This window comes from Streptomyces sp. NPDC005494, assembly GCF_042872025.1.
GTDB lineage: Bacteria > Actinomycetota > Actinomycetes > Streptomycetales > Streptomycetaceae > Streptomyces.
Genome location: NZ_JBIAJR010000012.1, coordinates 190,698 through 208,762, shown reverse-complemented (window position 1 = coordinate 208,762; position 18,065 = coordinate 190,698). Strand labels below are relative to the sequence as shown.

The following is an 18,065-nucleotide window of genomic DNA, read 5'->3' as shown; positions in this document are numbered from 1 at the left end:
ACAGCGGAGAGGGCAGGATTCGAACCTGCGAAGGCGGTAAAACCCGACCCGGACCGAAATCCAGGCCCCCGATAAACCACTCCGGGCACCTCTCCCACACCCAGCCACACACCCACCAGGCAACAACACCGGCCACACACACCGGCACAGCGGAGAGGGCAGGATTCGAACCTGCGAAGGCGGTAAAACCCGACCCGGACCGAAATCCAGGCCCCCGATAAACCACTCCGGGCACCTCTCCTTGTTCCCGGCCGGTCTCCCGTGCCGTTCACAAGAATGACTATGGCAGCTCCATCTGACGGGCCACTGACGTCCGGTTGACCGGATCGAAGCCGGAAATCGGTGGAACCCTTCCTCGGCGACGCGCGGCCAGCAACTCCCCCGAAACGTGGGGATCATCCCGCCGGTGTAGAGCGGTTCCAGGCAGTCCTCAGCAGGGGTATCCGTCAGGGCACTTGGAGAACAGCACTCCGAAGAGCAGGTGGAAGAGAATCGGCACACCCGGCACCGCGGCCATGATCAGATATCGCCCGCGTGACTCTCGCCGGTCCCCCACCTGAGCCGTCACCCATTCCGCTGCCGGCGCGAGCACCGCGGTGGACAGGGCGACCAGGCCGAACGCCCAACCGATCTCCTGTCCCACGTCGGGCAGCCCCCTCACATGCGCTGCCGCCGGGCCACCAGAGGGGCGGCAGCGGAAGAACGTCCGGAGCCGGCCGGCGCCGGGGCGGTGCGTCACGCCCCGGCGGGCAGCACCGGTTCCTCACCCCACCAGCCGCTCCATACCCGCGTGGGCCTGCTCCTGACTGCCCCTCAACTGCGGATCCGACGTCAGCACCAGGTGGTAGAGCCTCTTGAGCAGGCTGGAAGGCTCGATACCCAGCCCCTCGTCGAGCGTGTCCCGCAGCCGCCGGTAGGTCTCCAGGGCCTGCCAGGCGCGGCCGGCCCTGTACTGGGCGACCATCAGCTGCGCGTGCAGCCCCTCGTGCATCGGGTGCTGGGCGGTCAGGGTCGTCAGTTCACAGATGATGTCGTTGTGCCGGCCCAGTCGCAGGTCGGCCCCGATCCTCTTCTCCAGCACCCCGAGCCTGGCCTCCTCCAGGCGCATGACGTCGATCTCCAGCACCTGCCCGGCCTTGACGTCCACCAGAGCCGGCCCCTGCCACAAGCGCAGGGCGTGCCCGAGGATCTCGGAGGCGGCGTGGTCGTCGCGGGCGCCCAGTGCCGCATCGCCCGCACGCACGAGTTCCATGAACTGATGGGCGTCCACGGCCCCCGGCCGGACGGCGAGCAGATACCCGCCGTGCGCGGTGACCAGGATGTCCTTCGGGCAGAGTCCTGAGCCGCTGATGGCCCAGGAAAGGTGGCGCCTGACCTGAAGTATGTAGGTCTGCAAGGTCGTCGCAGCGCTGCGCGGAGGTCTCTCCCCCCAGAGTTCTTCCATGAGTATGGAGGTCGGGACCAGTTGTCCCGCCCGCATCGCGAGCAGTGCCAGGACCTGGCGTGGCTTCGCCGCACTGGGCACGAACGACTTCCCACACTTCTCCGCGGCGAGAGAGCCCAGCAACTCGATCTTCACAGGATCATCTCCTCAAGTGACCGAATACCGCGCAAGGTTCGCATAGGAAACATCCGGCCAGCGAGGTACCTGATCACACGAGGCATGGGAATTGCTCAATAGGTAACCATGAATCGACCACAACTGGTCGACTGACTCACTTAAGTGAAAGCGGCAGGCGTCCCGCACAGGCGGAGCACGTAGGCACTCCCTCCCCCGATCGTCGTAGGCCGACCGGAGAACGCCACCGGCGCCGCGCACGCGGACCACATCACAGCAGCGGGGAAGGGCAGCTGAACAGGCCGGGCTCGGAGACGCCGGCGCACCCGTCACCCGCAGGCCCGCACAGGAGAGCACGGCGCGCTCGCCCCGGACCGATGCCCTCGCGGGCCGTCGCCACACCGGCGAGATGAAAGCTTCACCTCATAACCATGATTCGCACACTGTCTACCACTTCTGTACGTCCGAAGAATGCACGCCGACAGCGCTCATCCCTGGCAAACGAACGGAAGGTAATGACTCCCATGCTCAGTACCACCATGCTCGCCGCCCCCAGGAACACCGCGGCCTCGCGTCCCGCACCGGCCCAGTTGACGGTGGAGAGCCTCGACTCGGCCATGGACGACTCGGCTGTCGCCTTCACCTACTGCATCCTGCAGGACGACGCCGAAGGCACCTGTCGCAACGCTCAGGCCGGGCAGCGCCGGCAGTGACCGACCTGAGCCGGGACGACCATCCCGCCACGGCCGAGGACACCTCGGTACTCGTGGGTTTCAAGAGTCATCTGAAGCCGATGGTCGTCCGTGGGGAGGCCGTCTACCTGATGTCGCGGCGCGGGGTCACCGCGCTGCGCGGAATGCCGGCCGAAGTACTGGTGCCCCTGCTCGACGGCACCCGCTCCCCCGCGGCGGTACTGCGCGAGGCCTCACCCGCCCTCACGGCGGACGAGGCTCGTGACGCACTGCGCCGGCTCAGCGATGCCGGACTCGTCCGGTTCAGCCCGCGGCCCGGCCGGACGGACTCTCCGTCCGACCGGGCCGCGGAGGCCTACTGGGATCTGGCCGGGCTCGACGGCGTACGTGCCACACGGACGCTCGCCGAGGCCTCGGTCCGCATCCTGCCCCTGGCCGGCACCGACGCGGAGCCGGTACGGGAGGCGTGTCAGGCGTCGGGCATCCGCCCGGACGACTCCGCCGGCTTCACACTCGTCCTCTGCGACGACTACCTCTCCCCCGAACTCGCCGAGGTGGACCGGGCGCACCGCTCCGCCGGAGCGGCCTGGCTGCCGGTGCTGCTCTGCGGTGCGGAGCCCTGGGTCGGCCCCTTCTTCGGCCCCGGGGACGGTCCCTGCTGGTCCTGTCTCGCGAGCAGGCTGCGCCTGCACCGCCGCGCGGAACGGGCCGTCCAGCACACGCTCGGCCTGGACCGGCCGCCCGCCGCTCCCCCTGTCTCGCTCCCGGCCGGCCGGGCGCTCGCCGTGCACACCGCCGTGCTGGAGACCGCCAAGTGGCTCGCCGGTCTGCGCTACCCGGGGCAGTCCTCGATCCACGTACTGGACACGCTCACCCTGGCGTCCCGTTCCCATCCGGTGCCGAAGCTCCCCCAGTGCGCCGTCTGCGGTGATCCCGAGCTCGTGGCGAAACAGGTGCGCGCCCCCTTCGTCCCCGCGTCCCGGCCCAAGACCGGGCAGGGCGGCAACGGTCACCGCTCCCTGACGCCCGAGCAGATGCTGGAGCGCTACGGGCATCTCGTCGAACCGGTGACCGGGATCGTCAAGGGCGTCCGCCGCGCCCCACGGGCCCCCGGCTTCACCGAGACCTACCTCTCGGGCCACAACCTCGCGGTCGGCGCCCACAGCGTGTCCGGTCTGCGGGCGGGGCTGCGCGCCCTCAGCGGGGGCAAGGGACTGACCCCGGTCGAGGCGCGCGTCAGCGCACTGTGCGAAGCGGTGGAGAGGTACAGCGGCACCCGGCACGGGGACGAGCCCACCGTGCGCGGCAGCTACCGCGAGCTGGCGCCCGACGCCGTCCTGCCCAACTCCAGCCAGCTGTACCACGACCGGCAGTTCGAGGAACGCTCGCGCTGGAACGCCACCGGCTCCCCCTTCCAGTACGTCCCCGAGCGCTTCGACGAGAACCGGCCCATGGACTGGACCCCGGCGTGGTCCCTGACCGGGCGCACCCACCGCCTGCTGCCGACGTCCATGGCGTACTTCCCCTCCGGCCCGGCCTCACCGCACGAGCCACGCGCCGACTCCAACGGCAACGCGGCCGGCAGCAGTCCGGAGGACGCGGTGGTCCAGGGATTCCTCGAGCTCGTGGAACGGGACGCGGTGGCGCTCTGGTGGTACAACCGCACGCGGCAACCGGCGGTCGATCTGCGCGCCTTCGGGGCCCCCTACCTCACCACGCTGCTCGACGGCTACCGGAGCCTGCGGCGGGAGGTATGGGTGCTCGACCTCACCTCGGACTTCGGGATTCCCGTCATGGCCGCCCTGTCCCGGCGTACGGACGTGCCCGCCGAGGACATCATCTTCGGCTTCGGGGCTCATTTCGATCCGCGTGTCGCCCTGCGCCGGGCAGTGACCGAACTGGGGCAGATGCTGCCCGCTGTCGCCGACGTACAGGCCGACGGCTCCGGTTACGGCGTCGCGGATCCCGAACCTCGGAATTGGTGGCTCGGTTCGACTGTCACAAATCAGCCATACTTGCGCCCGGACAAGAGCAAGGCGGCGCGCACACCGGACGCCTGGGAGTACGTTCCCCGACCTGACCTGCGCGACGACATCTCCGCCATCACCGACGCGGTGGCCTCGAAGGGCATGGAGCTGTTGGTCCTCGACCAGACCCGCCCCGACGTCGGTCTTCCCGTTCACAAGGTCATCGTGCCCGGGATGCGACATTTCTGGGCGAGATTCGCACCTGGCCGCCTTTACGACGTCCCCGTCGATCTGGGGCGGGTGGCACAGCCGACGGCGTACGAGGACCTGAATCCCACACCTTTGTTCGTGTGACCAGATCACGATCCCGCTGAGTGTCACTCACCACCTGCCCACGTGTCCTCGCTTCCCCACGGCCATAGACTCCTGCGAGGACGCGGACCGGCTGGTGAAAGGGATCGAGTGGACATGGCTTCCCCGGACGGAAGACATCCGGAGGCACCGCTCCCTCACCCGGGCACCACGGTGCCGCCCGTCCGCCTCGCGCAGTTCATCCTCACCGCGGCGTTACTCAGCTATCTGGCCATCACCATGCTCAACCTGGTGAGCCAGCACCCGGGCGGGCCGGCCGTCGCCTCGGCGGCGGTGATCCTCCCCCTCATTTTCCTGCTCCAGCTCCACCACTCCGCCGCGGGCGCACGAGGCGCACCCCTCCCGCGCCGGCTCCTCACTCTCTCCGTCCAGGCCCTCCTCACCTACGGGCCGCTCCAGTGGATCGGTGTGCTGTGGGGATCGATGGCCGGCTTCCTGGCGGGATCCCTGCTGCTGCTCCTCCCGGCCCGATGGTCGTGGCCGCTCTACGGAACGGCCAGCCTCGTCCTCATCGCCCCGGGAGTGATGGAGCACCGCTCCGTCATCGACATCGTGTACATGTGCCAGACCACCGCGCTGACGGGTCTCGTCGTCTTCGGGCTGTCACGTCTGTCGGTGCTCATCGTCGAACTGCACCGCACCCGGACCGAACTGGCGAACATGGCGGTGGCCACCGAGCGGCTGCGCTTCGCGCGGGACCTGCACGACCTCCTGGGCTTCAGCCTGTCCGCTGTCACGCTGAAGAGCGAACTGATCCACCGCCTGATCCGCACGCAGCCGGAACGCGCGCGGGAAGAGGTCGAGGAGGTCCTCGGCATCTCCCGGCAGGCGCTCGCGGACGTCCGCCGTGTGGCCAGCGGTTACCGGCAGATGTCGCTCGTCGCGGAGATGGCGTCCGCACGGGGTGTGCTCACCGCGGCCCACATCGACGTGCGGGTGGAGGCCGACGCCGAGGTGAACCGGATCAGCCCGCAGACCGGTACGGTCTTCGCGACCGTACTCCGGGAAGGCGTGACCAACCTCCTCCGGCACAGCAAGGCCGCCCACTGCACGATCGGCGCCCGGGTCCAGGACGGGAGGGCGGTGCTCACCATCACGAACGACGGGGTCCCGCCGACGCCCTCCGCACCGTCACAGCACGGAGGGTCAGGGCTGAGCAATCTCGAACGGAGGCTCCATGCGGTGAACGGCAGGCTCACCGTGGAACGCGGGCCGGGACCGGACGGCTCCGGCCGGTACTTCCGGCTGGTCGCCACTGCTCCGCTGCGCGTCGACGACGTGCCCTCCCGCCGCTGCGGTGACACCGATCCGTCGCCCTCGGCCGTGAAGTCAGCGCGGCCCTGAGCTTTTATCATCGAACAAACGTTCATTTTCATGTGTACATCGACCACGGGGGCCCTGGTGATACGCGTACTGCTCGCCGAAGATCTGAACATGGTCAGAGGGGCTCTGGTCGCCCTGCTCAACCTGGAGGAAGGCATCTCGGTCGTCGCGGACGTCGAACGCGGCGACCAGATCGTGCAGGCCGCACGGGAGCACCGGCCCGACGTGGCCATCCTCGACATCGACCTGCCGGGACTGGACGGCCTGACGGCGGGCGCACTGCTGCACGAGCAGGTCCCCGAGTGCCGGGTACTGATCCTCACCAGCCTGAGCGCCCCGGGCACACTGCGCCGGGCGATGTCGGGCCATGTGTACGGCTTCCTCGCCAAGGACGCCCCGCCCGACCAGCTGGCCGAGGCCGTACGCCGGGTGGCGAGCGGCAGCAGGGTCGTCGACCCTCAACTGGCCATGGCCGCCTGGGGCGTGGGCGAGAGTCCGCTCACCGCCCGGGAGTCGGAGGTGCTCCAGCTGGCCGCCGAGGGTTCGGAGGCTTCGGAGATCGCCACCCGGCTCTACCTCTCCAAGGGCACGGTGCGCAACTACCTGACCACCATCGTCTCCAAGCTCAACGCGCGTAACCGGGTTGATGCCGTACGTATCGCCCGGGAGTCGGGCTGGCTGGTCTGAGACACGCAAGGGTGGTCCGCTCCACGGCGCACACCATGGAGCGGACCACCCGACAGGTCCGCCTGCGATCAGCGGTGAGGAAGAGACTGTGTCGTCCTCGTCACGTCGGCACGACCGGACCGGCTCACAGCTGACCTTCTCCTCGCCGGCGTGGAACCGGCCGGGCCGCTGCCCGCGGCCCGAGGAGTGATCACCGACTGCTGCCGGACGGACCGGCCGGCGGCTATCGCGGACGTCTGCCCGGCAGCACCGTTCCTGGCTCGGCGGACGCCACGCCCGTCCCTTCCGTCTTGGGGTTGCGCTGTTCCCGTCTGGCCACCCAGGTCGCGAACCAGGAGAGCAGCATGCACATTCCGATGTAGATGGGCGAGATCACCATGACCACGGGGATGAACGGGAGGTCGTAGTCGAGGTTCGACGCGATCAGTTTGCCCGCGTGGAGGAACTCCTCGTAGGTGATCAGATAGCCCAGCGAGGTGTCCTTGAGCGCCACCACCAGCTGGCTGATGATGGTGGGCAGCATCGCGCGGACGGCCTGGGGGGCCAGGACGAAGGTGGTGACCTGCGTCTTGCGCATGCCCAGTGCGTACGCCGCCTCCCGCTGCCCCCGCTCCACGGAGTTGATACCCGTACGGAAGACCTCGGCGAGCACGGAGCCGTTGTAGAGGGTCAGCCCGGCGACGAGGGCGGGCAGCGGCTGGACCTTCAGGGCGACGAAGATGAAGAAGATCATCACCAGCACGGGCATGGCCCGGAAGAACTCGACCAGCAGCGTCGAGACCCAGCGCACCGGTCTGTGCTCGGAGAGCCGTCCCACGGCGAGCACGGCCCCGAGCAGGAGCGAGAGGACCGCCGCGTAGGCGAAGGCCTTGAGGGTGTTGCCCAGCCCACGCAGCAGAAGTTCCTGGATGCCCTGGTAGATGAAGGGCGTCCACTTCGCGCTGGTGAACTGGTCGGTGTCGAAGAGCAGATAGAGGACCCAGCCGATCAGGGCGAGGATCACGGCCGTCGAGATGAGCCCGTAGGTGAAGTGGCGTCTGCGCGTGACGGGCCCGGGGAGGTCGTAGAGCGCGGTTGCGTGAGCGGTGGTGTGGGTCATCGGGCGACTCCCCAGCGCTTCTCCAACACGTTGAAGATCGCACTGATGGCGAGGGTGATGATCAGATATCCGACGGCGATCCAGACGAAGGACCAGATGATGCTGTAGCCGAGTTCGTTGAGCGTCTTGTACGTGCCCAGCAGCTCCGTGACGCTGAAGGCCCCGGCGATCGCCGAGTTCTTGGCCAGCGCGATGAGCGTCGAGCCCACCGGCGGGATCACCGACCGGAAGGCCTGCGGGAGCACGACGTTGCCGAGGGTCTGCTTGAAGGACATCCCGAGGCTGCGTGCCGCCTCGCCCTGCCCCGTCGGCACGGTGTTGATGCCGGAGCGCAGGGCCTCGCAGATGAAGGCCGATGTGTAGCAGCCGAGGGCGAGCACCGCGAAGACCTGGAAGGGCAGGACCAGGCCGAAGCGCGGCAGACCGAGCAGTACGGCGAAGAACAGCAGTGTCAGCGGGGTGTTGCGGAGGACCGTCACCCAGACGGTGCCGATCGCCCGGAGCGAGCCGACGGGCGCGACCCGGAACGACGCCATGACGAAGCCGAGCACGAGCGCCAGGATCGAGGCGTACACGGTGAGTTCGACGGTGCCGAGGAAGCCCTTGCCGTAGAGCGACCAGTTCTCTGTCAGTACGTCCATGTCGGTGGCCCGCCCCTCAGTTCGCCGGGTAGCGGTCGATGGGCGGCGGCGTCGGCGCGGGTACCCCGGACAGGCCCAGCGTCGCTTCGAACGCCTTCTTCCAGTTGCCGTTCTTCTCGTTCTCCTCCAGCGCGTCGTCGAGCGCGAAGCGCAGCGCGTTGTCGCTGCGCGGGACACCGATGCCGTAGGGCTCCTCGGAGAAGGGCTTGCCGACGACCTTCATCTCGTCGGGCGCCTTGGCCGCGAAGCCCAGCAGGATGGCGTCGTCCGTGGTGACGGCGTCGACCTGGAAGGTCAGCAGGTTGTCGACGCAGATCGAGTAGGTGTCGTAGGCGACGAGGTCCGCCTCGGGATAGTCGGCGGCGATGCGCTGGTACGGGGTGGAACCCGCGGCCGAACAGACGGTCTTGCCCGCCAGGTCCTCGGGGCCGTCGATGTCCTTCTCGTCGGTCCGCACCAGGAGTCCCTGGCCGGCCATGTAGTACGGGCCGGCGAAGCCGACCAGCTTCTTGCGCATGTCGTTGATCGTGTAGGTGCCGACGTAGTAGTCGATCTGCCCGTTCTGGAGTGCCGTCTCGCGGTTGGCGGAGGCGATGGTCCGGAAGCGGATCGTGTCCGGCTCGAAGCCGAGGGAGGCCGCCATCATGCGGGCGATCTCGATGTCGAAGCCGGAGTAGACACCGGTGGCCGGGTCCTTCTCCCCGAGGTACGGCTGGTCCTCCTTGGCCCCCACGACGAGGTATCCACGGCGCTTCGCCTTCTTCCAGGTCTTCGACTCCGGCAGTTCGAAGCCGGTGTCGACCGTGTACTGGGGAAGCGCCTCCGTCTTCGGGCCCTTGACCGGCGGGCTGCCCTCCCTGCCGCACCCGGCGGTGAGCGCGGCGATCAGGAGGCAGGCCAGCACGGCCGCGATGTTTCTCGTACGCAACACTGGGCCCCCGTCAGTGCTTGAGGATCTTGGACAGGAAGTCCTTGGCGCGGTCACTCTCCGGGGCGGTGAAGAAGTCCTCGGGGGTGCGGTCCTCGACGACCCGGCCGTCGGACATGAAGACGACGCGGTTGGCGGCGGACCGGGCGAAGCCCATCTCGTGGGTGACGACCACCATGGTCATGCCCTCGCGTGCGAGCTGCTGCATGACCTCCAGCACCTCGTTGATCATCTCCGGGTCGAGCGCGGAGGTCGGCTCGTCGAACAGCAGCGCCTTGGGATCCATGGCGAGGGCGCGCGCGATCGCGACGCGTTGTTGCTGCCCTCCCGAGAGCTGCGCGGGGAACTTGTCCGCCTGCGAGGCGAGCCCGACCCGCTCCAGCAGTTCCCGGGAGCGCCGGTCGGCCTCCGCCTTCCTGCGCTTGCGGACCTTCAGCTGGGCGAGCGAGACGTTCGCCAGCACGGTCATGTGGGCGAAGAGGTTGAACGACTGGAAGACCATGCCCACTTCGGCCCGCAGCTGGGCGAGTCCCTTCCCCTCCTCGGGGAGCGGCTTCCCGTCGATGGCGATGCGGCCCGACTCGATCGTCTCGAGTCTGTTGATGGTCCGGCAGAGCGTCGACTTGCCCGATCCGGAGGGACCGATGACCACGACCACCTCCCCGCGGCCGACGGTGAGATTGATGTTCTGCAGTACGTGCAACTTCCCGAAGTACTTGTTGACGTCCCGCAGCTCGATCAACGGATCGACGGCCATACGTTGCCCTACCCACTTATCGCTTGTGTCGAGGTCAGCGCAAACTATCCACGGCGGACGCACGGGCAGGGGCCGACACGCACCGACAGCGCATAAGGCTGTTTATCGCGTTTTGGCCTCGGGGCCGCTCTCCGCCGATTCCGCGTACATCTCGGAGAGCTCCGGGCTCCCGGACATCGCCCAGTCCAGACCAGCGGCGACGACGTCGATCTCGCGCCCCGAGGCCAGCCGGACCACGGGCTGTCCGCCCGCCAGGATGTCCCAGGCCGCGCCCGGCACCGTACGCACGAGTACGGTGCCGAGGTAGAGGCCCGCGTCGTTGCCCACCCAGGGCAACTCCTCCGGATCGTCGCGCCAGACCGGCGGCAACTGGTCGAGCGCGGACAACGAGGCCGGGGTGTCGTCGAGTTCGAGCCCGCCCTGCGCCGCGCGCGCACGGAGCAACTCGCATTCCGCGAACAGCTCGGCCACGCCGTCGGGATCGGTCTCGACGGCTGCGGCGAGTGACACCGTGCGCGTACCGCCCTGACGCTTACGCCAGTTGTCCAGGAAAGGGATGTTCATACCAACAGGATCCCACTCCACGCGCCTTCCGCACCGCAGGCCACGCGACTCTTCCGGCACCCTGGCCGGGGGGAACAGGGTCCCGCTGTCTACTGTGTGGGCATGACCTCGCAGAACTACCTCTCCGAACTCTTCTCGCTGGAAGGCCGCGTCGCCGTGGTCACGGGTGGCAGCTCCGGCATCGGCCGGGGCATCACGGGAGCGCTGGCGAAGGCCGGCGCGAGCGTCGTGGTGGTGGCCCGCAGGGAGGCTGAGCTGACCCGGACGGTCGGTGAACTCACCGCCGACGGCCTGCGGGCGGCCTGGGTGAGCGCCGACCTCGCGACCGGTGAGGGTGTACGCACGGCCGGCGAGCAGGCGGTGGAGGCGTTCGGCGAGCCCGACATCCTGGTCAACTGCGCGGGCGTCAACCTGCGGCCTCCGATGAGCGAGCTCGACGAGGACGTGTGGGACACCACGATGACCGTGAACCTCAAGGCGCCCTATCTGCTGGGCCGCCGGTTCGGACCCGGTATGGCCGAGCGCGGCTTCGGCCGCATCATCCACATCACCTCGCAGCAGGCGCACCGCGCCTTCGTGCAGAGCGGGGCGTACGGGGTCTCCAAGGGCGCCCTGGAATCGCTGGCCCGCTCCCAGGCCGAGGCCTGGTCACCGTACGGCGTCACCTGCAACACCCTGGTCCCGGGCTTCGTGATGACGCCGCTGAACGCGCGGCTGTCGTCGGACCCTGAGCGGGTGTCGGCGCTGGCGGCCCGCACGATGGTGGGACGCAACGGGCTGGCCGAGGACTTCGAGGGCGCCGCGGTGTTCCTGGCCAGTGCCGCTTCGGCGTACGTGACAGGCCAGTCGATCTTCGTCGACGGCGGGTTCTCCGTGCACTGAACGCGCGATGCCGCCCCCCGGGAGGGGCGGCATCGGTCGTCCGTGAGCGCACGAGATCGAAGGCGGCGACGGAGACAAGATGCTGGGCCGCTGCACCACGTCCCGGCCGGAGCCGGGCCGCCAGGATTCGAACCTGGGTCCTCTTTTTTGCAGAAAGAAGTATCCGTTGCCTGCGCACCGGGCGCTCGGCGGCAACTCTAGCTCCTGGCGCCCGGGGACGGCTCCTGGATTTCGGCGGCCACGGACGCGGCGACGGCGGCCGAGGCGGCTTCCTTGTCGACGCCCAGTCCGGACAGGACACCGCTGCCGCCCTCGAACTCCAGGAGGGCCAGCAGCACATGGCCCGATCCGACCACGTCGTGGCCGAGGCGCAGCGCTTCCCGGAACGTCAGCTCCAGGACCTTGCGGGCCCCCGCGTCGAAGGGGATCAGCGCGGGCAACTCGTCCGCCGGGGCAGGCAGGGCGAGGGTCGCCGCTTCGCGGACCGCGTCCGGGGACACGCCCTGGCCGGCCATCGCCCGGACGGCGAGGCTGTCCGGCACGGCCACGAGGCCCAGGACGAGGTGCTCGGGGCGGATCTCGTCGTTGCCCGACGCGTGGGCGGCGTTGCTCGCGCCCACGACGGCGTTCCTTGCCTGCTCGTCGAACCGGCTGAAGCCCTGGCTCATGTCCAGGTCCGAGGCCTCGTCGGGCTTCTTGGGCACGAACCGCTTCTGGGCGGCCTGCCGGGTGACCCCCATGCTTCTGCCGATGTCCGTCCATGACGCGCCGGAGCGGCGCGCCTGGTCCACGAAGTGGCCGATGAGGTGGTCGGCGAGCTCGCCGAGGTGATCGGCCGCCACCACGGCACCGGTCAGCTGTTCCAGGGCGTCGGTATGGGTCTTCTTGATGCCCGCGATCAGGTCGTCGAGGCGGATGGGAGGGCTGGGCTGCAACGGATTCGCCATGGGGCAACCCTAGGTTGACACCCTACGTGCGTCAACCCGAAGTTGACACCTGGAAGGCGTTGCCCACTGCGCGTCGGGGCTGTTGAGTGTGAGCTGCGGAAGACCGGGAAACCCGAAGGAACCGATGGAAGGGCGTCCGATGGCGGGGACGCGCGGCGGCATGGTCGTCTACTGGCGGCCTGGCTGCCCGTACTGCATGAAGCTCCGGCTGCGGCTGCGCTTCTCCGGGCTCACCTACACGGAGGTGAACATCTGGCGGGACAAGGACGCCGCCGCCTTCGTGCGCTCCGTCGCCGACGGCAACGAGACCGTGCCGACGGTCTCCGTCGCGGGGCATTCCCTGGTGAACCCCTCCAAGCGTCAGGTGGTGCGGGCCGTCGCCGAGCACGCCCCGCACCTCCTGCCCGCGAAGGCGGCGCCGGCGAAGCGTTGACTCCGCACCGCGCCCGCACCGCCGGCCGTCAGACGTCGAGGTCCACCACCACCGGGGCGTGGTCCGACGCACCCTTGCCCTTGCGCTCCTCGCGGTCGACGTAACTGTCCTTGACCGCTGCGGCGAAGGGGGCGTTCCCGTAGACCAGGTCGATGCGCATGCCCTTGTTCTTCGGGAAGGAGAGCTGGCGGTAGTCCCAGTAGGTGTACGGGTGGTCGTACTTGAGGGGGCGCGGCACCACGTCCGACAGCCCTTCCTCACGCAGCGCGGCCAGCGCGGCGCGCTCCGCGGGGGTCACGTGCGTGGCGCCCTCGAAGACTGCCGGGTCCCAGACGTCCTCGTCCGTGGGCGCGATGTTGAAGTCGCCGAGGACCGCGAACGGCAGTGAGCCCGCCGCGTCCGGCGCGACGGCCTTCTGCAGGGCCTCGAGCCAGCGCAGCTTGTAGGCGTAGTGATCGTGGGCGACCTCGCGGCCGTTGGGGACGTAGACCGACCAGACGCGGACGGGCCCGCAGGTCGCCGAGACCGCCCTCGGCTCCTGCACGTCCTCGTAGCCAGGGCCCTCGGGCAGGCCCGTCACGACGTCCGCGAGACCGACACGGGAGAGCAGTGCCACGCCGTTCCACCGGCCCGTGGCGTTGACCGCGGACTCGTAGCCCAGCTCACGCAGCGCTTCGGCCGGGAACTGCTCGAGCGTGCACTTGGTCTCCTGGAGGCACAGCACGTCGGTGCCGCTGCTCTCCAGCCAGGCCAGCAGCCTCGGGAGCCGGGCGGTGATCGAATTGACGTTCCAGGTGGCGATGCGCATGCAGTAAACCTAACCGCTCCCACTGACAGCCGGGTCAGAGTCGGGTCGCGTCGCCCGGGGTGAGGCGGCCGTGGTCCGTCCCGCCGAGTGCGCCGATCTGCTTGTCGTAGATGGGGCGGGCGAGGTCGGTGAGCAGGGCGTCGTGGATGTCGATGGCACGGCGCGGCTTCACCTCGCGTACGTAGTCGATGACCTCCGAGATCTTGCTCCAGGGCGCCATGACCGGCAGCATCAGCGTGTCCACCGGGTGGTCGGGCACCGTCAGGGCGTCGCCGGGGTGGAAGACGGAACCGTCCACGAGGAAGCCGATGTTGGTGATCCTCGGGATGTCCGGGTGGATCACCGCGTGCAGCTCGCCGTGCACCTGGACGTCGAACCCGGCGGCGGTGAACGTGTCACCGTGGCCCACCGTGTGCACCCGCCCCGGGAAGGCGGCGGACAGCTGCCCAGCCACGCTCCGCAGGGTCCACAGCTGCGCGGCCGGGTTGGCTTCCAGGCCGGCGCGCAGCCGTTCCTCGTCGAAGTGGTCCGGGTGCTCGTGCGTCACCAGGAAGGCGTCGGCACCGGCGGTGGCGTCGTCCTCGGAGAATCCACCGGGATCGATGACGAGCGACTGCCCGCCGCGCTCCAGCCGGACGCAGGAGTGGGTCTTCTTGGTCAGCGTGAGAGACGAAGCGTTCATGCCACCATCCTGCTACGCGGGCGGGGTGGTTTCCTCCTCGATCACGGACTGCGCGATCTCGAACGCCGCGCCCGCCGCCGGGATGCCGCAGTAGACGGCCGTCTGCAGCAGCACCTCCTTGATCTCGACGGGGGTGAGTCCGTTGCGCAGGGCCGCCCTGACGTGCTGGCCGAGACCTCCCAGGTGACCGGAGGCGACGACGGCCGTGAGGGTCACGCAACTGCGTGACCTGCGGTCGAGGCCCTCCCGGGTCCAGATCTCGCCCCAGGCGTAGCGGGTGAGGAGCTCCTGGAAGTCCTCGGTGAAGCCGTCGGACGCCGCTGTCTCGGCGTCCACGTGGGCGTCGCCGAGCACTTCACGCCGGACCTTCATCCCCCGGTCGTACAGGTCACTGCGTCCTGTGGCGGAGTCCTCGGGCATCTCGACCGCGGCGGTGATCTCGGCCACGGGCACGACCGGGCCGAACGGCGCGGCGAATCCGGGGGACGGCGGCACCGGGATCGACGCCTGGGTGTCCTGCCAGGACGTCGAGAAGTGCATGAGCAGCAGGTCGGTGACGGCGGCAGGCTGCTCCACCGGGGCCAGGTGACTGGCTCCCGGCACGAGGGCGAGCCGGGCGTCGGGGATGCCCGCGACCAGCGTCCGGGCCTCGGCGGGCCCGGTGACCTTGTCCTCGGCACCGACCAGGACGAGGGTCGGCACGCCGATGCGGGAGAGTTCCGCCCGGATGTCGAACGCGGCCAGGGCCTCGCAGGACGCGATGTAGCAGCCGGGGTCGGTGGTGCGGACCATCTGGACGGCCCACTCCACGATCGCGGGCTGCGCGGCGGCGAAGCCGGGGGTGAACCAGCGCTCCGGGGAGGTCCGCGCGATCGGCTCCAGGCCGTTGCTGCGGACGATCACCCCGCGCTGACGGAACTCGTCGGCACTGCCGAAGCGCGGCGAGGCGGCGACGAGCGCCAGAGCGGCGACCCGGTGCGGATGGCGCAGGGCGAGGTCGGCGCCGACGGCTCCGCCTATGGCGCAGCCCGCGTAACCGAAGCGCTGCACGCCGACGCTGTCCAGGGTGGCGAGGAGCCGGTCCGCGAGGTCGGTGACCCCGGCGGCGGGGTGGGCGGGGGCCCCGCCGTGTCCCGGCAGGTCGTAGCGGAAGATCCGCCAGTGCTGGGAGAGCTCGGGTATCTGGCGGTCCCACATGTGCCAGGTGGTACCGAGGGAGGGCCCGATCACCAGGACCGGGGCGTCCTCCGGCCCGTCGAAGCGGTACTGGAGCAGCCGCCCGGACTGCGGCCCCTGGGGCGTCTGCGGCGCGGCGGGACCGGGCTGCGGTACCGGGGCGGGAGCAGAAGGCTCGGCGTAAGCGGGCCGGGGCGCCTGCGGCGCGGCGGGACCGGGCTGCACGCCTCGGAGGTCCTGAGGGCCCTGGGGATGCTGCTGCGCCTGGGGCAGGCTGTACTGCGGGCCGGGAGCCGGCTGTGCGTACGGCGGGGCGGCCTGCGGAGGCGGGGCGGCCATCTGCGGCGGCTGGAGGGCCTCTCCGGCGACCTGGGCGTACGGCTGCCCGGCTACGGGATGGGGGGTCGGGGGCAGCTGTCGGATCACCTCGCCCTGCAGGGGCTCGGGGTGGGCCGTCTGCGGGTGCATGGCGGGCTGGGGGGCGGTCTCGCTCACTTCACTCACTTGCTCCAGGGTAATGAGCGGCCCGTCCGCTCCCCGTCAGGGGGTCGCCGCGGAGACCACGTAGACGACCGGGGCCGCCGGATCGGTCATGTTGACGGTGATGTTCTGGGTCGGACGCGGGTCCTTGTTCTTGTGCACCGTGCCCGCCCAGTCGACCCCGGGTCCGAAGTACCACCCGGTGATCTTGATGTCCCGGTCGCTGATGGTGACCTTGCCGGTCTCCAGTGCGGCGCGCCCGGTGCCCACGCCGCTCAGGAAGCGGTCCAGCCCGGCGGAGGTCGTACGGAACTTCACGTACATCCGGCTGGCTTTCCAGTTGTTCGTCTCGTAGTACTGGACCCCGATCGCGTTGCCCGGGATGGGCAGTTCGAAGATCCGGCGCTGCATCCCGGACGGCCAGTCCTCCCGCAGCCCCTGGGCCGCCGCTTCGGCCTCCTTGTCCTTGCCGGAGCGCCTGCTCTGTCCGGCGGAGATCACGAGGTAGCCGGCCGGGATCCCGATGAGCAGCACGATGATGGTCAGCGTGATCAGACGCCGGCGGATCACCTTGCGCCGGTCCTGCGGAGGCGTCCCGCCTCCGTCTCCGGACGCACCGGTGGAACCCGGGCCGGAAGGGCCGGACGGCTCCGGTGAGCCGGACGGGGGCTGTCGCGGCACGATGTGGTGCTCGGCTGCGGTCATGTCGGAAGTCCCTCGATGCTGCGGTGCGGAGTGCGGGTGGCCGGGTGCCGCGTGCGCGGCCGCGGGTCAGTCGTCGGTGCGGGTACTGCGCGTGTTGCGGATGGTGCTCGCCGCCTGGTCGTAGAACTGGGCGTACCGCTCGTAACGCTCGACCCGGCGCCGGTTGGTGCGCCGGAACCTCCGGGCGACCAGACGGGCCAGATCGGCGGCGCCGACCATGCCGGCCTCGGGGCCGAGCTGCGCCTTCGCGATGCGGGCCTCGGGGCGGTAGCCGCGGCCCGTGAGGTGGCGCTTGAACGCGTCCCTGGCCGGACCGATCAGCAGGTCGTCGGCCGCGCTGACACCGCCGCCGATGACGAAGCACGAGGGGTCCAGGGCGGCGGCGAGGTTGGCGATGCCGACCCCGAGCCACTGGCCGATGTCCTGGAGGAGCTCGACGCACATCGCGTCGCCCTCGCGGGCCAGCTCCGTGATGAGCGGGCCGGTGATGTCGGGGATGTTGCCCTTGACGCGCTCGATGATGCCGTGTGCCACCGGGGAGTCCGCGGCGGCCAGCTCCCGGGCCTCGCGCACCAGGGCGTTGCCCGAGCTGTACTGCTCCCAGCAGCCGCGGTTGCCGCACGGGCAGCGGTGCCCGCCGGGCACCACCTGCATGTGCCCGAACTCCCCCGCCACGCCGTACTTGCCGCGCTTGACGTGCCCGTCCTCCAGGATCGCGCCGCCGATGCCCGTGCCCAGCGTGATCATGACCAGGTGGTCCTCGCCGCGTCCGGCTCCGAAGCGCCATTCGGCCCAGGCGGCCGTGTTGGCGTCGTTGTCGACCATCACGGGCACCACGAGCCGGGAGGCGATCGCGTCGCGCAGGGGTTCGTCGCGCCAGGCGAGGTGCGGGGCGAACAGCACCTTGGACCGGTCGGCGTCGACCCAGCCCGCCGCTCCGATGCCGACGGCGTGCACGTCGTGCCGGTCGGAGAGGTCCAGGACCAGCTCGACGATGGTGTCCTCGACGACCTTGGGGCTCTTGGACTTGTCCGGCGTCTCCGTGCGCAGGGTCTCCAGGATGTTGCCGTCGGCGTCGACGACCCCCGCCATGACCTTCGTGCCGCCGATGTCGATGCCGACGGTGGGTACCCGCGGCGCCGTGAGGTGCGAGCGGCGCTCCCTCGTGCCGACGGTCCGCAGGACGGTGGCGCGGGCGGAGCCGCGGTGTGTGAAGTCGCGGTACGTGCTCATCGTCCCTGCGCAGGTCGGAGGGCCGGTCGGTGATCCGTCCGGCGGCGGGCGGCGCCCGCCGTGCACGATTCTGCCATTCCCGCGCCCCCGGAACCGGTCCACCGGCCGGGGGCACGGGGCCAGGGGCACGG

Annotated in this window: 19 protein-coding genes and 3 tRNA genes; 6 read left to right on the top strand and 16 right to left on the bottom strand. The window is 69.9% G+C overall.

Features of this window, described 5'->3' with window-relative positions:
- Positions 1 to 4 precede the first annotated feature (4 nt).
- The 4 genes from ACFYQ6_RS30370 to ACFYQ6_RS30355 all read right to left on the bottom strand — a co-directional run bounded on the left by ACFYQ6_RS30370 (position 5) and on the right by ACFYQ6_RS30355 (position 1,579).
- Positions 5 to 95, bottom strand: a tRNA-Arg gene (locus ACFYQ6_RS30370).
- A 55-nt stretch (positions 96 to 150) separates the two neighbouring features.
- Positions 151 to 241, bottom strand: a tRNA-Arg gene (locus ACFYQ6_RS30365).
- 189 nt (positions 242 to 430) lie between these two features.
- Positions 431 to 643 (bottom strand): hypothetical protein, encoded by a 213-nt coding sequence (locus ACFYQ6_RS30360; RefSeq protein WP_361581070.1) that lies wholly within the window; start codon positions 641 to 643, stop codon positions 431 to 433.
- Between the two features lie 120 nt (positions 644 to 763).
- Positions 764 to 1,579, bottom strand: coding sequence for an AfsR/SARP family transcriptional regulator (locus ACFYQ6_RS30355; protein WP_361581067.1), 816 nt, complete (start codon positions 1,577 to 1,579; stop codon positions 764 to 766).
- A 503-nt stretch (positions 1,580 to 2,082) separates the two neighbouring features.
- On the opposite strand from ACFYQ6_RS30355, the gene ACFYQ6_RS30350 reads away from it, so the two are divergent.
- The 4 genes from ACFYQ6_RS30350 (at position 2,083) to ACFYQ6_RS30335 (ending at position 6,599) form a co-directional block, all read left to right on the top strand.
- A complete protein-coding gene (locus tag ACFYQ6_RS30350; protein ID WP_361581065.1) occupies positions 2,083 to 2,271 on the top strand; it encodes a hypothetical protein in 189 nt (62 codons plus the stop codon).
- 80 nt (positions 2,272 to 2,351) lie between these two features.
- Complete coding sequence (locus ACFYQ6_RS30345) at positions 2,352 to 4,571, top strand: TOMM precursor leader peptide-binding protein (protein ID WP_361581142.1); 2,220 nt, start codon at positions 2,352 to 2,354, stop codon at positions 4,569 to 4,571.
- A gap of 114 nt (positions 4,572 to 4,685) precedes the next feature.
- Positions 4,686 to 5,933: a histidine kinase gene (locus ACFYQ6_RS30340; protein WP_361581062.1), complete on the top strand. Its 1,248-nt coding sequence runs from the start codon at positions 4,686 to 4,688 to the stop codon at positions 5,931 to 5,933.
- Between the two features lie 30 nt (positions 5,934 to 5,963).
- A complete protein-coding gene (locus tag ACFYQ6_RS30335; protein ID WP_361581059.1) occupies positions 5,964 to 6,599 on the top strand; it encodes a response regulator transcription factor in 636 nt (211 codons plus the stop codon).
- A 223-nt stretch (positions 6,600 to 6,822) separates the two neighbouring features.
- Here the strand turns inward: ACFYQ6_RS30335 and ACFYQ6_RS30330 are convergent, their stop codons facing one another.
- From ACFYQ6_RS30330 to ACFYQ6_RS30310, 5 genes are all read right to left on the bottom strand, one after another.
- Positions 6,823 to 7,698 carry an amino acid ABC transporter permease gene (locus ACFYQ6_RS30330; protein WP_361581056.1) on the bottom strand — a complete coding sequence of 292 codons (876 nt, stop codon included), beginning with the start codon at positions 7,696 to 7,698 and terminating at the stop codon, positions 6,823 to 6,825.
- Positions 7,695 to 8,339 carry an amino acid ABC transporter permease gene (locus ACFYQ6_RS30325; RefSeq protein ID WP_361581053.1) on the bottom strand — a complete coding sequence of 215 codons (645 nt, stop codon included), beginning with the start codon at positions 8,337 to 8,339 and terminating at the stop codon, positions 7,695 to 7,697. Before ACFYQ6_RS30325 ends, ACFYQ6_RS30330 begins: the two co-directional genes overlap by 4 nt.
- Positions 8,340 to 8,355: 16 nt before the next feature.
- On the bottom strand, positions 8,356 to 9,270 hold the full coding sequence (locus ACFYQ6_RS30320) for a glutamate ABC transporter substrate-binding protein (protein WP_361581050.1): 915 nt from the start codon (positions 9,268 to 9,270) through the stop codon (positions 8,356 to 8,358).
- Between the two features lie 10 nt (positions 9,271 to 9,280).
- Positions 9,281 to 10,024 (bottom strand): amino acid ABC transporter ATP-binding protein, encoded by a 744-nt coding sequence (locus ACFYQ6_RS30315; RefSeq protein WP_361581047.1) that lies wholly within the window; start codon positions 10,022 to 10,024, stop codon positions 9,281 to 9,283.
- A 102-nt stretch (positions 10,025 to 10,126) separates the two neighbouring features.
- Positions 10,127 to 10,588, bottom strand: coding sequence for a DUF6278 family protein (locus tag ACFYQ6_RS30310; protein ID WP_361581045.1), 462 nt, complete (start codon positions 10,586 to 10,588; stop codon positions 10,127 to 10,129).
- A gap of 102 nt (positions 10,589 to 10,690) precedes the next feature.
- Here ACFYQ6_RS30310 and ACFYQ6_RS30305 point away from each other — a divergent pair, with 102 nt between their 5' ends.
- Entirely contained in the window at positions 10,691 to 11,470 is a 780-nt protein-coding gene (locus ACFYQ6_RS30305; RefSeq protein WP_361581042.1) for an SDR family oxidoreductase, read from the top strand.
- 110 nt (positions 11,471 to 11,580) lie between these two features.
- Here ACFYQ6_RS30305 and ACFYQ6_RS30300 read toward each other — a convergent pair.
- Positions 11,581 to 11,660, bottom strand: a tRNA-Cys gene (locus ACFYQ6_RS30300).
- 7 nt (positions 11,661 to 11,667) lie between these two features.
- Entirely contained in the window at positions 11,668 to 12,417 is a 750-nt protein-coding gene (locus ACFYQ6_RS30295) for a Clp protease N-terminal domain-containing protein (protein ID WP_388766003.1), read from the bottom strand.
- 124 nt (positions 12,418 to 12,541) lie between these two features.
- Between ACFYQ6_RS30295 and ACFYQ6_RS30290 the strand changes: the two genes are divergently transcribed.
- Entirely contained in the window at positions 12,542 to 12,850 is a 309-nt protein-coding gene (locus ACFYQ6_RS30290) for a mycoredoxin (protein WP_361581036.1), read from the top strand.
- 28 nt (positions 12,851 to 12,878) lie between these two features.
- Here ACFYQ6_RS30290 and ACFYQ6_RS30285 read toward each other — a convergent pair whose 3' ends face one another.
- The 5 genes from ACFYQ6_RS30285 to ACFYQ6_RS30265 form a co-directional block, all read right to left on the bottom strand.
- Positions 12,879 to 13,658 carry an exodeoxyribonuclease III gene (locus tag ACFYQ6_RS30285; RefSeq protein WP_361581033.1) on the bottom strand — a complete coding sequence of 260 codons (780 nt, stop codon included), beginning with the start codon at positions 13,656 to 13,658 and terminating at the stop codon, positions 12,879 to 12,881.
- A 34-nt stretch (positions 13,659 to 13,692) separates the two neighbouring features.
- The gene (locus ACFYQ6_RS30280; protein WP_361581030.1) at positions 13,693 to 14,340 is read right to left on the bottom strand and encodes an MBL fold metallo-hydrolase; all 648 of its coding nucleotides are present in this window, start codon (positions 14,338 to 14,340) and stop codon (positions 13,693 to 13,695) included.
- Between the two features lie 12 nt (positions 14,341 to 14,352).
- Positions 14,353 to 15,615, bottom strand: coding sequence for an alpha/beta fold hydrolase (locus ACFYQ6_RS30275; protein ID WP_388766038.1), 1,263 nt, complete (start codon positions 15,613 to 15,615; stop codon positions 14,353 to 14,355).
- A gap of 441 nt (positions 15,616 to 16,056) precedes the next feature.
- Positions 16,057 to 16,701, bottom strand: a complete 645-nt coding sequence (locus ACFYQ6_RS30270; protein WP_361581024.1) for a hypothetical protein — start codon at positions 16,699 to 16,701, stop codon at positions 16,057 to 16,059.
- 66 nt (positions 16,702 to 16,767) lie between these two features.
- Positions 16,768 to 17,934 carry an ROK family glucokinase gene (locus ACFYQ6_RS30265; RefSeq protein ID WP_356744799.1) on the bottom strand — a complete coding sequence of 389 codons (1,167 nt, stop codon included), beginning with the start codon at positions 17,932 to 17,934 and terminating at the stop codon, positions 16,768 to 16,770.
- Positions 17,935 to 18,065 lie beyond the last annotated feature (131 nt).